The 20,229-nt window shown below is 44.4% G+C and carries 20 protein-coding genes and 2 pseudogenes; 8 read left to right on the top strand and 14 right to left on the bottom strand.

The genetic code is table 11. The annotated features are described in order from the left end of the window. Positions 1 to 15: 15 nt before the first annotated feature. Together BLV33_RS10700 and BLV33_RS30665 are read right to left on the bottom strand one after the other, a co-directional pair. Positions 16 to 276 carry a hypothetical protein gene (locus BLV33_RS10700; RefSeq protein WP_139305722.1) on the bottom strand — a complete coding sequence of 87 codons (261 nt, stop codon included), beginning with the start codon at positions 274 to 276 and terminating at the stop codon, positions 16 to 18. 253 nt (positions 277 to 529) lie between these two features. Beyond that, on the bottom strand, positions 530 to 769 hold the full coding sequence (locus tag BLV33_RS30665) for a hypothetical protein (protein WP_366414851.1): 240 nt from the start codon (positions 767 to 769) through the stop codon (positions 530 to 532). A gap of 855 nt (positions 770 to 1,624) precedes the next feature. Here BLV33_RS30665 and BLV33_RS10690 point away from each other — a divergent pair. Next, positions 1,625 to 2,566 carry a metallophosphoesterase family protein gene (locus BLV33_RS10690; protein WP_090790852.1) on the top strand — a complete coding sequence of 314 codons (942 nt, stop codon included), beginning with the start codon at positions 1,625 to 1,627 and terminating at the stop codon, positions 2,564 to 2,566. Between the two features lie 348 nt (positions 2,567 to 2,914). Here BLV33_RS10690 and BLV33_RS10685 read toward each other — a convergent pair whose 3' ends face one another. Together BLV33_RS10685 and BLV33_RS10680 are read right to left on the bottom strand one after the other, a co-directional pair. Then, positions 2,915 to 4,006 (bottom strand): zinc-binding dehydrogenase, encoded by a 1,092-nt coding sequence (locus BLV33_RS10685; protein WP_216234749.1) that lies wholly within the window; start codon positions 4,004 to 4,006, stop codon positions 2,915 to 2,917. A 151-nt stretch (positions 4,007 to 4,157) separates the two neighbouring features. Beyond that, the gene (locus BLV33_RS10680) at positions 4,158 to 4,961 is read right to left on the bottom strand and encodes a helix-turn-helix transcriptional regulator (RefSeq protein WP_171909105.1); all 804 of its coding nucleotides are present in this window, start codon (positions 4,959 to 4,961) and stop codon (positions 4,158 to 4,160) included. Between the two features lie 363 nt (positions 4,962 to 5,324). On the opposite strand from BLV33_RS10680, the gene BLV33_RS10675 reads away from it, so the two are divergent. Continuing rightward, positions 5,325 to 6,026 carry a class I SAM-dependent methyltransferase gene (locus BLV33_RS10675; RefSeq protein ID WP_090790849.1) on the top strand — a complete coding sequence of 234 codons (702 nt, stop codon included), beginning with the start codon at positions 5,325 to 5,327 and terminating at the stop codon, positions 6,024 to 6,026. A gap of 214 nt (positions 6,027 to 6,240) precedes the next feature. Here the strand turns inward: BLV33_RS10675 and BLV33_RS10670 are convergent, their stop codons facing one another. Both BLV33_RS10670 and BLV33_RS10665 read right to left on the bottom strand, forming a co-directional pair. Beyond that, positions 6,241 to 6,579 carry a YmaF family protein gene (locus BLV33_RS10670; protein ID WP_090790847.1) on the bottom strand — a complete coding sequence of 113 codons (339 nt, stop codon included), beginning with the start codon at positions 6,577 to 6,579 and terminating at the stop codon, positions 6,241 to 6,243. A 497-nt stretch (positions 6,580 to 7,076) separates the two neighbouring features. After that, a pseudogene (locus BLV33_RS10665) lies at positions 7,077 to 7,975 on the bottom strand (IS1595-like element ISPaen7 family transposase). Positions 7,976 to 8,504: 529 nt separating this feature from the next. Here BLV33_RS10665 and BLV33_RS10660 point away from each other — a divergent pair. Next, positions 8,505 to 9,452, top strand: coding sequence for a carbon-nitrogen hydrolase family protein (locus tag BLV33_RS10660; RefSeq protein ID WP_090790844.1), 948 nt, complete (start codon positions 8,505 to 8,507; stop codon positions 9,450 to 9,452). 443 nt (positions 9,453 to 9,895) lie between these two features. On the opposite strand, the gene BLV33_RS10650 is transcribed toward BLV33_RS10660, so the two are convergent. Continuing rightward, entirely contained in the window at positions 9,896 to 11,335 is a 1,440-nt protein-coding gene (locus BLV33_RS10650) for a MocR-like pyridoxine biosynthesis transcription factor PdxR (RefSeq protein WP_090790840.1), read from the bottom strand. Positions 11,336 to 11,747: 412 nt separating this feature from the next. Between BLV33_RS10650 and BLV33_RS10645 the strand changes: the two genes are divergently transcribed. Further along, entirely contained in the window at positions 11,748 to 12,440 is a 693-nt protein-coding gene (locus BLV33_RS10645) for an MFS transporter (RefSeq protein WP_171909104.1), read from the top strand. Here BLV33_RS10645 and BLV33_RS30660 read toward each other — a convergent pair. The 6 genes and pseudogenes from BLV33_RS30660 to BLV33_RS10620 form a co-directional block, all read right to left on the bottom strand. Further along, entirely contained in the window at positions 12,367 to 12,549 is a 183-nt protein-coding gene (locus BLV33_RS30660) for a helix-turn-helix domain-containing protein (RefSeq protein WP_090790836.1), read from the bottom strand. The genes BLV33_RS10645 and BLV33_RS30660 overlap by 74 nt on opposite strands. Continuing rightward, positions 12,536 to 13,612 (bottom strand): hypothetical protein, encoded by a 1,077-nt coding sequence (locus BLV33_RS10635; protein ID WP_171909102.1) that lies wholly within the window; start codon positions 13,610 to 13,612, stop codon positions 12,536 to 12,538. The genes BLV33_RS30660 and BLV33_RS10635 overlap by 14 nt, the downstream gene beginning before the upstream one ends. 24 nt (positions 13,613 to 13,636) lie before the next feature. Continuing rightward, a complete protein-coding gene (locus BLV33_RS10630) occupies positions 13,637 to 13,969 on the bottom strand; it encodes a response regulator (RefSeq protein WP_171909101.1) in 333 nt (110 codons plus the stop codon). Then, entirely contained in the window at positions 13,944 to 14,444 is a 501-nt protein-coding gene (locus tag BLV33_RS10625; RefSeq protein WP_253187027.1) for a sensor histidine kinase, read from the bottom strand. The genes BLV33_RS10630 and BLV33_RS10625 overlap by 26 nt, the downstream gene beginning before the upstream one ends. A 9-nt stretch (positions 14,445 to 14,453) precedes the next feature. After that, positions 14,454 to 14,540 (bottom strand): annotated as a pseudogene (locus BLV33_RS30655) (hypothetical protein); the annotation flags it as partial. Beyond that, positions 14,528 to 15,253 carry a cache domain-containing protein gene (locus BLV33_RS10620; RefSeq protein ID WP_090790825.1) on the bottom strand — a complete coding sequence of 242 codons (726 nt, stop codon included), beginning with the start codon at positions 15,251 to 15,253 and terminating at the stop codon, positions 14,528 to 14,530. The gene BLV33_RS10620 and the pseudogene BLV33_RS30655, both read right to left, overlap by 13 nt. Before the next feature lie 128 nt (positions 15,254 to 15,381). On the opposite strand from BLV33_RS10620, the gene BLV33_RS10615 reads away from it, so the two are divergent. From BLV33_RS10615 to BLV33_RS29285, 4 genes are all read left to right on the top strand, one after another. Then, positions 15,382 to 16,680 (top strand): ABC transporter substrate-binding protein, encoded by a 1,299-nt coding sequence (locus tag BLV33_RS10615; protein WP_090790823.1) that lies wholly within the window; start codon positions 15,382 to 15,384, stop codon positions 16,678 to 16,680. Positions 16,681 to 16,761: 81 nt separating this feature from the next. Continuing rightward, positions 16,762 to 17,499: a carbohydrate ABC transporter permease gene (locus BLV33_RS10610; RefSeq protein WP_090790821.1), complete on the top strand. Its 738-nt coding sequence runs from the start codon at positions 16,762 to 16,764 to the stop codon at positions 17,497 to 17,499. A 124-nt stretch (positions 17,500 to 17,623) separates the two neighbouring features. Beyond that, on the top strand, positions 17,624 to 18,463 hold the full coding sequence (locus tag BLV33_RS10605; protein WP_216234747.1) for a carbohydrate ABC transporter permease: 840 nt from the start codon (positions 17,624 to 17,626) through the stop codon (positions 18,461 to 18,463). Between the two features lie 29 nt (positions 18,464 to 18,492). Further along, a complete protein-coding gene (locus BLV33_RS29285) occupies positions 18,493 to 18,651 on the top strand; it encodes a hypothetical protein (RefSeq protein ID WP_171909100.1) in 159 nt (52 codons plus the stop codon). Between the two features lie 140 nt (positions 18,652 to 18,791). Here BLV33_RS29285 and BLV33_RS10600 read toward each other — a convergent pair whose 3' ends face one another. Continuing rightward, complete coding sequence (locus BLV33_RS10600) at positions 18,792 to 20,216, bottom strand: transposase (protein WP_253187026.1); 1,425 nt, start codon at positions 20,214 to 20,216, stop codon at positions 18,792 to 18,794. Between the last annotated feature and the right edge of the window lie 13 nt (positions 20,217 to 20,229).

Here is a 20,229-nt window from a genome sequence, read left to right as displayed (position 1 = left end):
TGAAAAATTATTTTATTAAAAGAACCTTCTTGGAAAGAAGAACGGACGCTCGAAAAATTCCTCGAATCGCTCAAATCTAGGCGACTCGAAACGCTCGAAAAAGAAGGGCTCAAATCGTTCCTCAAATCGCTCGAATCGTGGTGACTCGAATCCGAATGGTGTAAAAGCCTTCGTTTTAACAGCTTTTGCCTTTTTAAGTTGTTTTTTTGGGGTTGCCTTCGTTTGAACAGCTTTTGCTTTTTTAAGTTGTTTTTTTGGGGTTACCATTAATTTCACCTCGCTTTTCTCAGGATTCCGGCAGTCCGGTAAAAGAGGGGAATTACCATCTTAACGAACGGCTGATAATTACTAACAGAATGAAGAGGACCAAGATCGCAACGGTTGTTGTCACCTGATTCATCTTCTATCTCCTAGATGCAATACCCTAGCAGCTAGTTTATTATATTTAGATGGCATCTATTATGGTTGGACAAATGTCAGATAGAAAGACACATATTTTTGTTCCAGTGATGCACATTACGCGTTATATTCATACGTTAGGTTCTAAAATCACGCCTGTAAGAATACTCGCACAAAATAACAAAACCGACATATCGGGAAAAACGGAGAACGGCTCTTTCGCATGGATGCGAACAGAGCCGTTTTTTGTGCTAGATGGTTCACGGAAGCTAAATCGGCCGCTGTAAGACTGGCTGACCTGATAATCGTTCTGACCGGTATCTGCGTTACCGGTCAGAACGATTATCAGCAGAATAAAGAGAACCAAAATAAATGCGAACTTACGTCCAAATCCGATAACTGCGGTTATTTGTATTCGGACCTTTCATGACAATGACCCTATTAAATCAAGAATCCGGTGGAAAGAATGATGACCAACAGAATAAAGAGAACTAGGATAAAACCGATATGACGCCCAAATCCACCAACAAAGCTCATTCGTATTCACTCCTTTCAACCAATCTACTATATTATATTTTATTATTTCGGAAATGCTTGGGTAAATGCCATATCTAAAAGTCTAATTTTATGACCAAGCATAGAAAACTAGATTTCAGCCTTGGTTATACCCTGTTAATTTATGAAAGGCCAATTGTTTACTTATGCCAGAATGGTGAACCTATCCGTAGACAGAAAGAGATCCACAGCAGCAGACTGTGGATCTTAATTATATATTTTAAAGGGGTCGAGTTTTATTGTTCGACGGTAAAGGTGAAGTGGTAAAATAGGGCATTTCTGTTTGTTTAGAACGTTTTGGCAGGCTACCGCAGTAACATCCTCACAAAATAATTGGTTATTGTACATATGTCCCGTTCAGCTAACTGGCAGAATTTCGGAACAGTTGGAGCTTTTTAGAAAAGTTAGCAATCCTCATAATTAATTGAAAATAGACTGAGTCAAATACCGTGGCGTATAAAATCTAAATACATATACTTTTAGTAGTTTCTTATGAAATGGGAAAACGGAAATGGCAGATGGTAACCGGTCAGACAGGACAAACCGGCCCCCGGGACCCGGGCGATTGCTCTAGTCTTGCGATTTTTATAGAAGTTCCCATAGATCTATTGTCAATCACCATAGGATCAAATCAAAATGTTATATTTGGAAATAAACGGAGAGTGGAGACATGACAGATTTATACTTTAGAGAGAATGGGACATTTACAATTGTTCAATTTACGGATTTACATTGGAAAAATGGTGAACCTGAAGATCTGCGTACATATTCGCTAATGAAACTCATTTTGCAGTTGGAATCGCCCGATCTTGTCATTTTTACAGGGGATGTCATATTTAGTGAGGAATGTGAAGAACCATTTGATTCTTACAGAAATGCTATCAAAGTAGTTGAGGAGTTTAATATTCCATGGGCAGCTGTCTTTGGAAATCATGATGCGGAAGAAAAATGTTCAAAAGAAGATTTGATTCGTTTGCAACAAGAACATCAATATTGTTTAACAGAAGCTGGTCCTGAACTAGATGATAGATTTGGAAATTATATGTTTCGAATTAACTCCAAAAAATACAATACTCCACTTGCTGCAATTTATATGTTTGATTCAGGAAGCTATTTATATCATCCAGTGGGTGGTTATGAATGGATTACGCATAAGCAAATAGGTTGGTATAAGGAAAAATCCAAGCAATTAACAGAAAACAATGAGGGGATTCCGTTATTGTCCTTAGCGTTCTTCCATATTCCTCTTCCTGAATATAACGAAGTATGGAACTATCATACGTGCTATGGTCATAACTACGAAGGAATGGGGTGTCCTGAAGTCAATTCAGGTCTTTTTACTGCGTTTCTTGAAATGGACGATGTCAAAGGCGTCTTTGTTGGTCATGACCACATTAATGATTTTTGGGGAAAATTACACGGGATTAATCTTTGTTATGGAAGGGCGACAGGGTACAACACTTATGGAAAAGAAGGATTTCCTCGTGGAGCACGGATCATTCGTTTAGAAGAGGGAGAAGACTCTTATAAATCATGGATTCGTCTGGATGATGGCACGAAAATTGTTAACCAACAAGAGCATGCTCCTGAGCATGTTTGGAAACGGATATAACATTAAAACATATATACAAAAAATACGAGATTATTTACATATGTACTTCCGGGCGTTAAGCTAACGGGCAGTATAACGCAATTCTCTTCTCTGGAAAAGTACTTGTACCCACAAAGAGAACTTTGCCCATTTCCTGCAAAATCTACCCAGTGCAGAGTTTATACAAAAAAGCATCATCTTTAAACTGACGATGCTTCATATGCTTTATTTATATTGTCAACCGGTTCACGTATTGATCAATATACGACTGGAGTGTTTTACTACTAGATCGCAGCTCTAAAGACTGAAATACCTTTATCCTATGGGAACGAGACTGCCGATCATTCACTTCGATGCTGTCTCGCACTGTCAGAATGATTGAGGCTTGATTACTGTCAACTTGAAAGGGCCGGGATTAGCGGCAGCATGTTCGATGGCTTCATTCGCATGGTCTAAGTCGAACGCCGTAATGCCAAAATGTTCTAATGAAAGTAGGCCAGATCGGATAAAAGTGACCAAACGGCTGGGGGCCTCTACTGGATACATCCATTGGCCGTGTATCGTGATGCAGTTTCTCATAATCCATGGATAAGGCAGATCCAACCCATCGCCCCCCAACATGCCAACGCCTCCCATCAATACGACTCTCCCGTAAGGCCGCACCGACATAACAGCAGCTCGCACCGCCGTTGTACTGGCGAAGGGGGGCAAAATATCCAGTACGCAGTCAATAGGTCCAGGCGCCGCTTGCTGCATACGCTTGCGATCGTCATCCTCGTCGCCTGACAGCTTTACAGTACGTATACGGGAACCAAAACGACGCGACAAGCCCTCAAGCGTTTCTTCATTTCGGCCGGGTGCGACAACACAGCCAGCTCCCATCGCTAAGGCAACTGCGATACATGCACTGCCAAAGTTCCCCGTAGCTCCGCTTACTACAATCGTCTCTCCTGCCTGCAAGTTGGCTGCTAGCAGACCGCCATACGGCACCAGCAGCGTTCCCAATGCACACCATTTCTCCGCATCCCCATTATCCAGCGAGCCTACACGAATGGCGTTCTCTGTCGGAATCAAGATCTGCTGTGCATAGGACCCGTGCCGGAAATGCTTCTGCAAATGTAATCCACCTTCGCCTCGCGCGCTCAAGCCCTGTAACGTAATATCGGGAGTCAACGCATCATCGCGCGATCGTACGGTAGGATCACAGTAGACCCAGTCGCCAACGGCAAGTCGCGTCGAGTCCGGTCCGACGGCGCGTATACGGCCGATGGCTCCAGCACCGGGCGCCTGAGGCAAATGCATCAAGTACTTTCGCTCTCCGCTGATGACCTCTTTCATATAGGACAGTACGGGAGCAGCTACGACATCAACAATGACCTCTCCAGTACCCAGAATGGGGTCAGGCAGGCTCTCAATCGCAAGTGGGGTACCAAATTCTTTGAGAATTGCTGCTTTCATCATGATCACACTACCTTTTGTGGGATTCCAGGAAACTTGTCTTCAGCCTGGTTATGCCTCCATCATAAGCTTAAAAGCGTGTTCTGTAAGATTACCGTTTATACGATTATAAAAAATAATACCTTAATCTTACGATAGATTCCGACCGTTGCATTTAAACTTTCAAAACAGGGTCAAACGGAATATAAATTGTTACCTTTAGATCGGGATGATCCGCCACGGTTAAGGATTGTTGATCGAATGCAAGGTCACCTTTCACTGGATGTCGAATTCGTTTTGTTCCAAGCGGGATGCTCAAGACCTCATGATTTTCCCACCAATCCTTGAACGTATCGCTCTCTTTCTTAAGCAACTCAACCAATTCTTCAAACCAAGGATCACCAATATGCCGACCATAGCTGGTTCGAAACTGGGCAAGCAACCCCTTCGCCACCTGCGGCCACTCAGGCAATGAATCGGGATAATCGGGACGGACGAACATTCTCCATAAGCTGTTTCGTTCTAGCGTGTTCATCCGATTAAAATCACCAAACAGCTCGCAGGCCGCTTGATTCCAAGCCAGTACATCCCAACGTGGACCTATGATGAAACTTGGGAAAGGTTCGAGTTTGTCCAGCATCCGTTGTAAAGAGGGCTCAACCTGGATATCAGCTTGCAAATCATGGGGCGGGCGATGTTCGGCGAGCGTATATAAATGCAGCAACTCGTGTCTGTTCAAACGCAATGCTTTTCCCAGACTTTCAAGAACTTGAGAAGAAGGCCGTATATCTCGTCCTTGCTCAAGCCATGTATACCAAATCGTGCTTAATCCTGCTAAATCTGCTACTTCCTCGCGTCGTAGCCCATTTGTCCGCCGATGAGGCGAGCTTTGAATACCGAATTCGGCGGGAGAAAGTCGTAAACGGCGTGTTTTTAAAAACGCACCCAATTCTTTGCGACGCTTCGAGTCATCGCCCATAACAAAGTCCCCTTTACAAACATACGAGATATTTAAAAACCTTTCCATTCTATATTAGTTTAGGGAACCGTTCAACCATTTTAATTTTTAAAATTATCTTACCCCAATATTGTAATTTTATGTTCGCTGCCACCCTCCAAACGGTCATTATCGAAACAGACGAATATAGTTTGAAAAGTGTTTAGAAATAGAAGGTTATACTTGAACTAACGGACAACTATAGTTGAGGAGCTGGATCTTACAGAAGCTCCTTTTTCATTGCTCAACGGGCAGAAGAGAAAATGCTTTAGTTAAATTGGAGATGCTATAATGATCGAAAAAAACAACTGCAGTAGATCATCAAAATTACAGGAGAGCAAACTTATGACTGAAGATCTTACACTCGATGCCAAAATGGCGACATACGAGAAAAACACTCGGATTTCGATTCCCTCATATGACTCGTTATTTGCCATGATTCAATCTTATTATCGAGTGCAATTAGGAGAAAATGCTTCCTTGCTCGTGATCGGCGCGGGCGGCGGAAATGAACTTTCTGCGTGGGCACCATCTAATCCGAAGTGGACATTTACTGGTGTCGATCCTTCGAAAGAAATGCTGAAAATGGCTAAACATAAAGCAGTTGAACTAGGCATAGAAAACCGCGTTAGTCTCATCCAAGGTAAGATTGATGATCTTCCACGGCAAAACTCGAAGTTCGACGCGGCAAGCTGTATTTTGGTTCTTCACTTCATTGACGATGTTCAAGAAAAATTGAAGCTGCTCGGAAGCATTAAGGATAATTTGAAATCGGGAGCTCCTTTCGTACTTGTTAGTGCGTACGGAGACCGCGATGATGCCGAATTTCAAGACAGATTAAACGTCTGGAAAAGCTTTTTCTTGGATGCGGTATGGGAATCATCTAAAGTGGATGAGATGGTAAACGGAAGCATTATGAACCCTATGAAAATTTCTATCATTCCGGAAAATCAAATCGAACGGCTATTGGCGGAATCTGGCTTTACTAATATAACCAAGTTTTATTCCACCGGACTTTTTGGTGGATGGATTTGCCATGGGGATTGATTTATTGCAGATAACCATCGGTAAGTTAACTCTAATTCGTTGCGCTAACTGGGAACGATAGCTCCATAACAAAGATCAAGCAGGCTGCCGGTGATAAACTCGGTGGCCTGCTGTTAGAACGGGCAGTTTTATTGAGCAGGGATATTCTTTGGGACGACAAGGGGCTTTAAGCTTGGGTAAAACCCATTAACAACGGTATTAAATTGTTGGTAATCTACTTGGTTCCCGGCGCTGGCATATCCACTCCCTGGACATGATGATTATGGCCATCATCTGTTGTAGTGTAGAAATCATAGTAATGGACATGCATACCGTTCCCAAGCGGAATCGCGGGTCCAGAATGTGCTTTGTAATAGTGCTTGTGTCCATTTTCAAACATGACGTAACCTTCTGTGAAATGAATATGTCCTCCGTTAGCCGTCTGAATAGGTGGGGAGGTTACATCCAAACATTGGTGAACGTGTCCTTGGGCAACGGAAGTGTAATCAACTGACCCATGATTATGCTCCGGAACAAAACCAGGCACAAAAGTATCTTTGGTAACCGCCATTATTCAACACCCGCCTAATCACTTTTGTGCCTATTATGTTCCGGTTTACATGTCCTCGTCACCGGTTCTTCCCTGATAAGCGTGAGCGTGCAGGTAATTCCCGTTAATCGTCTTTAACCCCCTAAAAAAAATGATAATGGCCGCTTCCTGAGTCGGTATTGCATCACCAGTCGTACAGCGTATGAAATGTCCGTCAGGGTATGGGAAACACCTATCTCGATGCCACGGTCAGCCGCCTATTTAATCGTTATGTTGTTAAGCTAACGAGTACGATATTTAACAAAGAGTCCGGCCTCGTGGTGGACGATCACGATACAGTTCAAATTACTCAGGGCTAAAATTTGTAGTCCTTTACAAATGTAAACAAAGTTTTAGTCTCATTAAAGAACTTTATTTTCTGAACAATTATGATATTTTTTGGGAAGTATGGTTTCATTAAAAAACTTATTTATTTTAGAGTGGATATTTTCTATTTTGAATATCAAGTTAGCTCCGCATCGTCATATGGTAAGTTCCTGGTAAGTAATGGTATCGGTAGAAATACAAGCAGATAAAAGCCGATTGAACAGTTGTCCTTCAAACTGTCTGCGGTTGGTACGGAAGCAAAATTCAAGTAGGCTTGCAGATGCTTGGGTGCCAAGCCGTGAAACGTACCGCCAATAGAAGCTTTGGCGTTTGAGATCATCGTATGAAGCCACTTCAAATGATCCGGGTTTTCTTTGACGTTGAATTTGAGCGGCTGGTGGTTGTATTCTTTCGCAAGCGCGTTGTAAGAATGGTAAGCGTCGCTACTGATCGTTGCGCCGGGATCGATATGACGCTGTGCAAAATCGATCAGCGTTTTCCCTTTTACATCCGGAATCACTTGCATCTTGACGTATTGCGGTGCTCCCTGTTTGTTGAGTGAAACACCTACGAGCACGGGCGTTTGTTCGGTGCCACGACCGCGTTTGCCGCCTTCTGTTGGTGCACCAAAAAAGGCATCATCGAGTTCAACCAAGCCGGCCAGTCGATAGTTGGCATCGCGATCACCCATAGCTTTCCTGACTTTCTGAAGGAGCAACCAGGCTGTCGGATAGGTCAATTCAAGTTCTCGAGCGATATAGGTTGCAGAGATGCCGCGTTTATCATGGGCCATTAAAAAGATCGCCCAAAACCAGGTCAACAAAGGCGTGTGCGTTTTATGCATAATGGTACCGGCCGTCACGGAAGTTTGATGCTTACAAGCCATACACTGGTAAAGCTTCCGCGTCTCTAGGAAATAGAACGATTGGCTTTGGCATTTCGGACAGCAAAACCCTTCGGGCCAACGAATCTGGAACAGATGATCGTGACATGCTTGTTCCGTATTAAACTTCTCTTGAAACCTCTTAAGCGTCATCGTTTCTTGTTGAGCCACGCCAATCACTCCCGAACATTCGTTTGTATTTATTATATCAAACAAATGTTCGTATTTAAAGACCTTGCTGAAACAACTTGATATTCAAATTTTCTATTTGAAAAACCTTATTAATCAACATCTTGATTAAAGATCTTTATTTTCCCACATCATGAAATGGAGATGGTGAGGGAAAATAAAGTTCGTTAGTGGAAATAAAGTTTGTTATTGGAATTTACAAATGTGAACGCACGCCGCGGTATTAGAGTGTGCGTTTTTATTTATTTTACATTGATTTTTTGGACCATCCAATGTTTATCTGATCGAATCTATTAGATCTTTACTTGCTAGGTAGCAATTTCATGCTATACATTTGGGCATATTATGAATTTGTATATTTAAATTTTTAGCCTGCCAATGTAATCATATTGGATGGGGCACAACGGTACAAAATGGATGGTTACATTTATCCCGGACAATATTATGATGAAATTAATTCTCATGGCAGGGTTCAAAAATTAAAGATTTGACTGGAAGTGAGGGTAACAAAATGAAGGAAAACAATGTTCGTGTAGCTGTAGTTCAATCGTCACCGATTTTATTCAATAAAGCTTCAGCCCTAACAAAGATCGAAAGCTGGACTAAAGATGCAGCTGCTCAAGAAGCTAAACTTATCGTTTTTCCGGAAGTGTTCCTATCTGGATATCCAAGAGGAATGTTTTTGGGCACAAGGGTAGGCAGCCGAAATTCGAATGGCCGTAAAGATTGGGAACGGTATTTGGAAAGTTCTATTTTTATTCCAGGTAGCGACACCGATATTTTGGGTGCAATTGCAAAAGAATCCGGTGTTTACTTGGTTATTGGCGTTGTTGAGAGAGATTCAGAGTTCAGTAAATCGACCCTTTATAACTCAATTGTATATTTCGGGCCTGACGGTTCCTTGCTCGGAAAACATCGTAAATTGATGCCTACCGGGGCGGAGCGGTTATTGTGGGGACAAGGAGACGGAAGTACATTAACGGTTATCGTTACACCCTTCGGAAAAATAGGCGGTTTGATCTGCTGGGAGAATTACATGCCTCTTGCTCGAGCAGCGATGTACGCCAAAGGTATTGATATTTTGATCACGCCTACAGCAGATGCCAGGGATACATGGCAGGCGACTTTGCAGCATATAGCCTGCGAAGGACGTTGCTTTGTAGTGTCAGGAAACCAATTTGTAACTAAAGACACGTATCCTAAAGATTTAGCCTGCTATGAAGAAATCTCACAAGAACCGGATATTTTGTCTCGGGGAGGAAGCGCTGTAGTAGGGCCGCTCGGTGAATATATTGCAGGTCCGTTATATGACCGTGAAGGGCTTATTGTCGCGGATTTGAACATGTCCCTGGTAACACAAAGTCGATATGATTTTGATGTAGTTGGTCATTACAGTCGTCCTGATGTGTTCCAATTACATGTTAATGAAAAGAAACAAGGCATCGTTCGCTTTTTGTAATTGTATAGAAAGAACAAATGAGGATTAAACGAATTCCAGATGTTTTACTAATTGGTGAATAAAAGAAAATCGATTAGAGCATATATAGAATACTATAAATCAAAGAAAGGGGTTCGCTTATGGAGGCATGGTCAAATTTATATTATATCAGTATATTCGTATTGATGGGTATAGGTGTACTAGGAACTATTTTAGTAGGTGTGTCTCGTACGAATCGAGAAGGGGATCCGACTTATTTCTCGAAAACAAACGCAAAATGGACGCGACTAATTTTATTCTATATCATATGTTTCGGTGCTGCTGTGTTAGCACTTATTGCTTATATTGTAAGGCATAAGTAAATTATAGCGCCGTACATGTTCAAACTTACCCCTAATCCGATAAAAAGGGTTTAGGGGTTCTTTCATATTATTGTTCCATTCAATGGGGGCCGTCTAGGAAAATTATTCTTTTGTTAGCCCAAGCAGCGATTCAGCAAATCTTGAGACTCCTGTAGCTATTTCATCGGTCGGTGCCCTTGCAAAAGTAAATCGAACGAAGCCAGAATCCGAACCATAAACACGTCCTGGTACGAAAACAACACCTCTTCTAATTGCTTCTTCCAGCAATTTTCCATCATGAACTTCAGGGATTAGCCTGCACCACAGATGCAATCCCCCATTGGGAATTGTGAATTGGACCAAATTAGGCAATTCCTTCCGTAAGGACTCGATTAGTTGGTCTCTCTTAAAACGTAACTGCATACGCAAACTGTCTAGATGAGGAGCAAAATAGGAAGATTTTAAAAACTGCGCGGCTACCTGCTGTGGAATCACGCTTAATCCGAAATCCATTTGTTGTCTCGCATCTGCCAGCCTTGTCACAATGGAATGAGGGGCAACCATCCATCCTACTCGCAAGCCGGAAGCGGCAATTTTGGAAAAGGAGCCAATATAAATGATAGAGCCGATTGTATCCATCGATTTGAGAGGCAAAGGAGGTGTTCCCTCATAAGCAGTCAAACTGAAAGGATCATCTTCTACAATAGGCAACCCCAATTCGCTAACAACGTTTAGCAGTTGTTCGCGCCTCTCTTTATCAAGTACTGTACCTGTAGGATTTTGAAAATTCGGGTTTAGAAATACCATCTTAATGTGGTGTTTTTTATATAAGGAACGAACCTCCTCTGGATTGATGCCGTGTTCGTCAACGGGGAGTCGGAACAAACGAAGCCCCGCAGATTGAAACATGGGTAGAGAATAACAGTAGGAAGGATCCTCAATGGCTACAGCGTCCCCCGGCGATAATAAACACTGAGTAATTAGAAACAGTGATTGCTGAGATCCTGATGTGATCAAAATTGATGATTCAGTCGTATGGATGCCCCGATATTTTTCAAGATAGGAGACAAGATCCTCTCTGAGAGGAAGATAACCTTGCGGGTTGTCGTAACCCAAATAAGAGGTATATTGATGCTCGCTCATCAGCATAGTTATTTCATGAGTTGGAGCCAAATCCCCAGAAAGTTCGCCGCTTGCGAGATCAATCAGGGAAGTGGTCTGAGTAAGCGCCTCCCGAATCCTTCGCATAAAAGGCAAATTGGGAAGAAAGCTGCCGCCCTCAGCATACCGACTCCAGTTCGGCGTATGCTTGGGTGTAACACCCCACTTGGTTGTGCTGACTCGCGTTCCACTGCCAGTCCGGCTCTCTATAATACCCAACGACCTAAGTTCGTCGAAAGCCAATATGACGGTACTACGATTTACCCCTAATTGTTCAGCTAATTTTCTCTCAGAGGGAAGTAAACTGCCTGGTGGAAATTCGCCGTATGAAATCCTCTGTTCCAAATGATCAGCAATTTGTTCATACATTGGTTTTTTGCTTTGACGATCGGGCTTCCACATAACAACAACTCCTCCTTTCAAATGAAACAAAAAATTTCATTTTTTATCATACCACTGATTTTCAAAAATAAAGATGCGGTTTTTATCCTAACGATGACAATTATTTATTATTCCTTGAACAAGTGGATGGTTGCAAAACATCCGTTTTTGGACAGTTTCTTCTGCTGAGTTTTCTCTTATCATTATGGTTAAGTTTTAATTAGTTAAATTAGATAGCTGGTTTAATGGAAGTAATCTGCAATAGAACAGAACATTCCTTTTATTTAAACTTGGAACAAGATCGTCTTTAAGCTAATGGAAACGTTTGTTAAATGAAACACCACTTTAAAACTTAATTTTTGTTAAAAGGAACTACTTTTATATAATTGAATTTGCATCTCGTTTGAGTCACTGGCAGGACATGCCATCTATAATGCCAACAATCGAACCACGAGTCGGCCCGACTCACCTAATCACGAGACAGCTCAAAGCCAACAGCTCTATTAAAGCTTTCCTTGCAACCATTAAAGAAATATTTTCTCAAAAAGGCTTTTGGATATATCCCGTATTTGCAATTGGCGGCATTGCCATGTTTATTCTTTTTGGTTTTCTATATTATCTGTCTTCCATACTCGAGGACACTTACAGCATTCAAGGCATATGGAAAGGCATATTGCTCGCTATACCGCTTAGTGCGGTCTGTCTAGCTTCGTTCATTACGGGTAAGTTTGTAGGTAAGAGCAAACCAAGGATGAAGTGGTGTACTTTCACTGGCGAACTCTTGCTGCTGGCATCAATGTTATTAATTGGGGTGCGTTCCTCCAATAGCCTGTTTATTCTTATTGCTGTATTATTCGTGAGCGGGGTCGGAATTGGAATTATACTTCCGAGTCTAGATGCTTTTATTACCGAAGGTATCGAAAAGAAACAGCGTGGAACGATTAGCTCGCTATATAGCAGTATGAGATTTATCGGTGTTGCGCTTGGTCCCCTGGTTACAACAAGTTCTGGAAAATTTTCCTTAATACAAGCGGTGGTGAATAATGAGAACGTTAGTAGGCGTTTATTTCATGAGGCAGAGTGTTTTGATGGAGCTTGCGATATTCCGAAGGTGACAAGCTGCTGAGCTGCTTGAACTTGCGGAAAAAGTAATTCGGATCAGTAAAGCCCACCCTATAAGCGACTTCCGATGCTTTTAAATGAGTTTCACGCAACAGCTTCTTAGCTTCCTCCATGCGTCACGTAGTCGCTGAACAGCATGCCGAGCTCCTCTTTGAACAGGCGGCCCAAATAAATGTTGTTGACGTTCATTTTATGGGCAAGCATCTGCAGCGACATTTCCTGGTCGAAATGTTTGTGGATGTAGGAAACGAGCTCGTCCACCAAGGGGTTTCTTTTTCTATGGATGTGTTGATGGATCGTCTTTTCTAATCGCTGCAATATGGACTGAAGATATAGTTTAACCTCCGGCAAATTGTGCTTTCCGGACAACCGGCTATACAAATCGGCTTCGAGGAACGGGTCCTGCGAATGGAGCTTCAATTGCTGTACGGTTTGTCGAATAAGAACGATCCACTTAGCCGCCACGTACTTGGCTGCCGAGATCGGATCGTCTTGCAGCCCCGCCCAGCGGAAATCGACGTCGAATGATACCGTCCATTGCTCGGAGCCGCCGGACATTAAGCTGGAAATAATCATTTCACGTTCGGTGAGACTGGGCAATCCGCCGATTGCCTCATCCGAATAGTGTGAGTCTACGCAAAGGGACGGCCCCGTTAACGGCAGAACATGCAGAACGCGTACTGCATCTTTGTAGGAACAGTGAACGGTTTGTACATTGACGGAGACGGAGCCCATTGCGGCGTAAAACGGTGTCTTTAACCGCGATGAGATATGCTGGGCTTTCTCCTGCAGCCATCGAATATTGTTGTCGGTAAACGAGGCTCCTTCGCCCGAAGGCCCCATGAATATACAAACAATTTGCTTGTCTGCATTAAGAAAACATAGACCTTTACCTTCGACGCGCAACGCTTCTTCTAAACTGTTGTGGATGGCGAACGATCGAAACTGCTTCTCACTTTCGCTGATTTCCGGCTCGTGCAAATCGGTCCAATGAATAACTGCCGTCTGAAAGGAACCGTATTGCCGCAAGTCTATTTGGAAGAAGCCCAACTTGTCTTTCAGCTGCTCTTCATCGATTCGGTTTTCCACCCAGCGGTTCAGCAAATTGTTGCGGAGCAGTTGAAACGATTCTTTCTCCGCTTTCTCGTTAACCCGCACCGACTCCACGTCGTTCACGCAGCTTTTCACAATTTCGATCAGCTAGTCGGCATCGACCGGCTTCAGCAAATAATCTTCGACCTGAAATTTCATTGCTTGCCGCACATAGTTGAAGTCATCATAGCCGCTCAATACGACAATCTGCGTACCCCAGTCCTTTTGCCGAATTTTCTCGATCAACTCCAAGCCGTTTCCGTCGGGCATTTTGATGTCAGTCAAAATAATTTCGGGCTGCTTTTCCAGGAACAAGGCGTAAGCTTCATTGCCGCTCTTGGCGAAGCCGGCGAGCTCCACCCCGAGCTCACTCCAATCCACAAGATGACCGATGCCGGTGCGGATAAATTCGTCGTCATCCACGATCAATAGTTTGGTCATGTTGATCCCTGCTCTCATGATAGATTGGGAGTTTCATTTCAATGCCGAATCCTTCCTGCGGATTGGTCCTCAGTACCACGACTCCGTAGGGGCTGCCATAGAAAGCGCGTATGCGGTCATGCACGTTCTTTAAGCCAATGTGATGCTGCTGAAGCGAGTCATGATTGCTCAGGATTTCATTCAATTTGTCCTGGTCTTCTTGGGGCAAGCCTTTCCCGTTGTTATGGATGTCGATGGACAATTCATTGCTTCCTTCCCAGACCTCAATGCGAATATGAATCCGGGGTTGAGTGACGGTGTCCAGGTTGCCGTGAACTAAAGCGTTTTCAACAATCGGCTGCAGACTGAACTTTAGCATCGTAAATTGGGAGATATCGATTTCAGTGTCGATTGTTAGTTCAATCGAATTCGATTTACCGGTCATAAATAAATCAAGGTAATGCTCGGTATATTGAATTTCCTCCTGAATGGTCACGGTATCGACCCCCGATTTTAGTATCCAACGATACAACCTCCCAAGATTATACAGCTTTTCGCTCAAAGGCCGGTGACCTAAGATCAACGCCTGCATGCGCAACGATTCGAGCGTGTTATAAAGAAAGTGCGGGTTAATTTGCTGGAATCGAACAAGCCAAGCAGCATGTCGCGATCCAGGCATATGACGAAGTATCCGTAGACCTTATTCGGGTGAATGCTTTGAAAATCGAAGATTGGATTTACGATATAAACAACCGGCTGATCTTCGTTGTTCATTAACTCGTTCAGTTTGCCGACCAGGGGATACTGATAGTTTTTCGGCAGCGCGGAAAAGAAGCTTTCGTAATCAAACCGCTCGTTTAAGCCGTTAGCCGTGTTTCTTGGTTTGTAATAGAGCTTGGAATCATTGACGCGGTAAAAAAGGACACTTGAAGCGGAAGGAATTCGGTTTAACAGTAAAGACATGAGGCTGGAAAAATACTGGTTTTCTTCCAGAGAGGTCTTGGGTGAAGTCGGCACGTTGCCGGGTAAAAAATGCTCGTAAGCGCCAACGGTTTGGGCAGTTCCCGAGTATAATGCCGTGGTCTCGCGTTTGAATTGATCCAGCACTCCGCGAAATTGGTCTGAGATTCTTTGCACCCGTACGAGCAGCTGCTCCTTTTCCCCTTGCTCCAGTAAATCATAAAACCTTGAGTTGGTCAAAAAGCCGATCAGCAAAAATACGCAAAGGAGCGAAATTCCGATTCGGACATTGAGCTTTCGGAAAACGTGTCTGCCGACATATTTTTTATACATGTGCCTAATCATGGGCGTCACCTTCAAATCGGTTTAATTAGTGAAGTGAATGTTTAGTTATTCCACTAGTTCTGATAGCTGCCTATTTATATAATCAAAATGTAAACTATCATAATGATTTGTCAAGGGGGAAAAACGACATGAACAAGCTTTTGAAACCGCTTTTTACCGTCACACTGGGCCTGACCGTTTTCACGGCTGGCTGCGGAAGCAGCAAGAATCCGGGAAGCACGACGCAAGGGAATCAGAACGCCGGCAAACAGGCTGTGGAAATCACTTATCAATCCTGGATCACGCCGAATTTGACAGCCGCGTTTTATGATAACGCGATAAAGAAGTTTCAAGAAAAAAATCCGGGCATCAAAGTGAAACGCATCGAGCCGCCGGCCAACGAAGGGTCTCCGGACAACTATTTAAAGACGCTGTTAGCGGCAGGGGATTTCCCGGATGTGGTCCAGAATGCGACCATCAAGCTGTTTTTCGATGCGGATGCGCTGCATGAAATACCTATCGATGCTGACATCAAACAAATCAATAATTACGATTCCTCGATGATTAACGGCAAGCTCTACAACATTTCCGCCGTGCGCCAGCCGCAGTCGTTGATGTTTTATAACAAAAAGATGTTTGCCGATGCCGGTATCACCAACATTCCCAAGACATGGACCGAATTGGAGGATGCCAGCGCCAAATTGAAGGCTAAAGGCTTCACGCCGATTCTCACGGCCGGAGATTGGACGGCAGGTTTTGCGTTTTCAGCGATGGCCTCTCCGACCATATACAAAGACAACCAGAAGTGGTATACGGACCGTTACGACGGCAAAGTGAAATTCACGGACCCGAACTGGATCGAGGCTGCCAATTACTTCGACGGCTTGGTGAAGAAAGGTTACTTCAACAAAGGGGCATTAAGCATCGGATACACCGATGTGGAGCAGGAGTTCCTCAAAGGCAATGGAGCGATGTATCCGATGGGGGTATGGTTTACGGCTGCCGAGGCGAAGGCGAAAAAGGATTTTGAAGTGGGCGTGTTCCCGATTCCGACGAAAGACGGCAAAGTATTTATGGTAGGGAGCGACAACGAGGGCCTGTTCGCCGTATCCAAAACGTCCAAGCAAGCTGATGCTGCGATCAAATTTGCCAAATTCATGATGCTCGATCCGGAGGTAGGCAAGGAGTTCTTGAAGGCGGACGCTCTTATCTCCAATCTGAAGACACCGATTACTTACGATATGTCTCCGCTGCAAAAAGAATTGGCAGGCATGATGGCGGGCGTGGGGAAAATGGTCGGCCACTATAATAATCAGGTCGGAAGCGTGCCAGTATCCGGCATCCAGGATCAGTACAACAAAGTGGCTCAAACGTTACTGCTTGGCAACGCGGCGGTTAAAGATCAAATGGCTTCCCTCGATGCGTACTGGGAGTCACATAAAAAATAAAGCCATACACGATAAGTATTTCGGCAAAGGTACATGGCTCCCATGTACCTTTGCTGTTATGTCGAATAGAGGAGTGCAGATATGAAAGGAAATGACTTACGGAGCTATTCACTCATGTATGTTCCCGGACTATTGATCTATGTTTGTTTTATGCTCATTCCGATAATCCTTTGTTTTTATTATGCTTTTTTCGATTGGAACGGTATTAATAGCAAGATGAATTTCGTCGGCTTTGACAATTTTGTCAAGGGCCTTTCAGACAAACAATTTCACCGGGCGTTATACGTCACACTTTTCATCACCGTCATTTCAACCATCATCGTGAATGCGTTCGGCATTTTATTCGCAGTGCTTCTTAACAAAAAGGGGAAGCTAACCAACTTTTACCGCTCCGTTTTCTTCTTTCCTTTGCTGCTTAGTCCGGTGGCAGTCGGATTTATATGGAAAAGCATTATCAACTATAACGGATTGTTGAACATGGTGCTGCAGCGCATGAATATCGAAAAAATCCAATTCCTGGGGGATCCGCAATGGTCGGTCTTGACGATTGCCGGAATCGCCATTTGGCAGTCGACAGGTTTTATTATTGTCATATACCTTGCTGGTCTTCAGACGATTCCAAAAGAGCTTTACGATGCTGCGAGCATTGACGGCGCCTCCCGCTTGTCACAGTTCAACAACATCACGTTTCCTTTATTGGCGCCATCCTTCACCATGGGAATTGTGTTCATGTTTACCGGAATGATGCGGGAATACGACCGTATCGCGGTTCTGACACAGCAGCAGGATCTACGGAAACGATCGCCTATCAGATCGTAAGGGAAGGATTTAGCGCAAACCGGTTGAGCTACGCTTCAAGCCTATCCGTCTATTTATTGATCATAGTCGGCGTATTGGCGACAACTATGACGGTTTACCTTAGAAGAAGGGAGGAACGCATCGTATGAAATCGGATGCCAAGCTGATCGACATATGGCGTCATGGGCTCCTGATGGTGCTTTCTCTTTTCTTGCTGGTCCCGTTTTATATCACCGTCGTTAATTCATTCAAGATTAGGCAGGACATTGTTCAAAATCCTGCCGGACTTCCGATCCACCGTTTGACGCTTCAAAATTTTGCTCATTCCGCCGTCAGCCCGTCTTTCAACATTTTTAAGGCTTATGGCACATCCATGACGATTACGGTGGTATCGGTCGGTTTGCTTATTGTAATCAGTTCTATGATGTCGTACGTGACCGCACGAAGCAATCATCCTTTTTTGAAATATGTTTATTTGCTTTTGTTAACAGGGCTTATGATCCCTCCCCAGGTGATCCTCATCCCTTTAGTAAAGGTACTCACCTCACTGGGACTGATGTTTACTTCACAAGGATTGATTCTTTACTACATGGGTTTTTACATTCCGTTTACGGTGTTTTTGTATACCGGTTTTATCCGCACGTTGTCGAAGGAGCTCGATGAGTCGGCACGGATGGACGGCGCTGGACCGTTCGTCATTTTCTGGACGATCATTTTTCCGTTGCTGCGACCGGCGACGGCGTCTGTAATCATCTTCCTGTTTCTTTGGATCTGGAACGATTTTTTGAATCCCCTCATTTTGCTCGGTTCTACGAAGGGGTATACAGTAACGACCGGGATATACCGCGCCGTAGGGCAGTACAGCACGAACTGGGAGGATGTGTTTTCGCTCGTTGTATTGGCGTCGCTCCCTGTCTTATTGCTTTATCTGTTTATGCAGCGCCAGTTTATTGCAGGCTTAACCGAAGGGTCCGTCAAGGGATGACATGGCATGAAATACCGGGAGGCATTTTAATGAAAAATTTTCATTTGCTTAGCAATGCACATTTAGATCCCGTCTGGCTTTGGGAGTGGGAGGAAGGTGCGGCGGAGGCGATTTCAACTTTTCGCGTTGCAGCCGATTTATGTGAGGAGTTTGACGGTTTTATTTTTAATGAAGGAGCTCGGAATTAACAAACAATTTTGAGCCTAAATGAGGGGTGAGTGAGCCAGAAGGGCATGACAGACTCGTTCATGAAAATGGTTTTCAGAAATCGGCATGGCAAACAAACCGAGAAAGTCGGGTTTTTCAAAAGGGTATAGTTAGGCAGACTTTAAGCGGCACTTGCTGCTTCGAGCCATTCTTTAACGGCGAAGATCTGTTTGTTCTTCTTAGTCACTTCAAGCCAAGCGTCCGCATGTTGGCACATGGCGATTAACGTTGTGCGTATGGTCCAGTGGCGGGAGCTTCTGCCCTTAGAATTTTCCAGCTTGTAATCAATCTTTTGACGCTTATTGCATCGTTCCACAGCAGTACGCTTGGCATACCGGATACGCCACTCCTTACTATCTCGGCGAATGCGGGGAAAGAGCCGAGGGTTATCGGATGTGGACGTATAAAATGTTCTTCCGTATTTGGAGGGTGAGCACGGGGTCTCACATATCCAGTTGCCGCACTTCGCAGGGCAACGCCACTTCCGGCGATGGGTCTTGGCAAGCTTACCCCAATGAACCATCTTTCGACCGATTGGACAGATAGGCACACCGTCCTTTCCAATGGTAAAATCATCTTGTACCAGCTTGCTCCAACGCCTGAGATTCAGGTCGATGATGGTGCAAACATCGTCGTGTTCGAGCATGGTATATATGGGGAGCGAGTCGTGGGCGGAATCCAGAATTGCCTCTCCGAACTTCCAATGTGGGTACCAGTGGCGTAGCTCTTGGTACCCGCATATCCAAGACACCGAGTCGTGCTGACTTGCGCGGAAATAGCGCAAATAGATGGGTAAATCATGAGGGCTGTCCGCGGCGCAAAACACGTAAAGCGTTCGGCCGAAGTAGTACTTTTCACGGTAGCTGTCCCAGCCCCAATTGGCGTCGGGATCTGAGAACTGCCGCTTACAGCCGCACTTCCAGTTTCCGCCTTTGCGGCAGTCACAAAGGAATTTGCCGAAGGAACGGGCGCCTGTTTCAACCGCAGAACCATCACCAATGACACTAAGCGCGTTCGTATCACCAAGCAATCCTATGGTGGCAGAGGGTAGGACGAATTGGGATTGAAACAATCGCTGAAGAAGATCATGCTCTTTTGAAGCGTAATGAATGGAACCTGCAGAACGCAGCACACGAGCGACAAGCTTGTCGGTAATCTTCGGATTTCTAGGGTCGAGTTTTTCGTTCTTCTTGCCTTTCTCGCGCGGCTTGCGAAGCGGCCTTTTGTTTCGGCCGGTTTTGTGAGCGCCCTCCGAGAGCCAAAGACGACGGAAGAAATCATAGAAGGTTCCCACGCCAGGCGTGTCATCTTTGATAAAGCCGCTAAGGATGGCGTAGACAGGAAGAGTTCGCAGCTTGTAGACCCAATCGTCGATGCTTACCACCTGAAGCTTGTGCATGAGAAGCAAGCTGCGAAGAAGATCCGCGGGGTCGCGAGGTTTACGGCCTTTGGGACTTGCTGAGTATCTGTGTTTCAAGAGAGAAGTCGTTTGGGACAAATCGATTGCCGACACCCAGTTGATGAGATCTGAGTAGAATTGCTGCATAAATTCGGGACTG

The organism is Paenibacillus sp. GP183 (genome assembly GCF_900104695.1).
In the GTDB taxonomy this organism is placed as follows: domain Bacteria; phylum Bacillota; class Bacilli; order Paenibacillales; family NBRC-103111; genus Paenibacillus_AI.
Note: the sequence above shows the minus strand (reverse complement) of the source record. Positions and strands in the feature narration are given on the sequence as shown.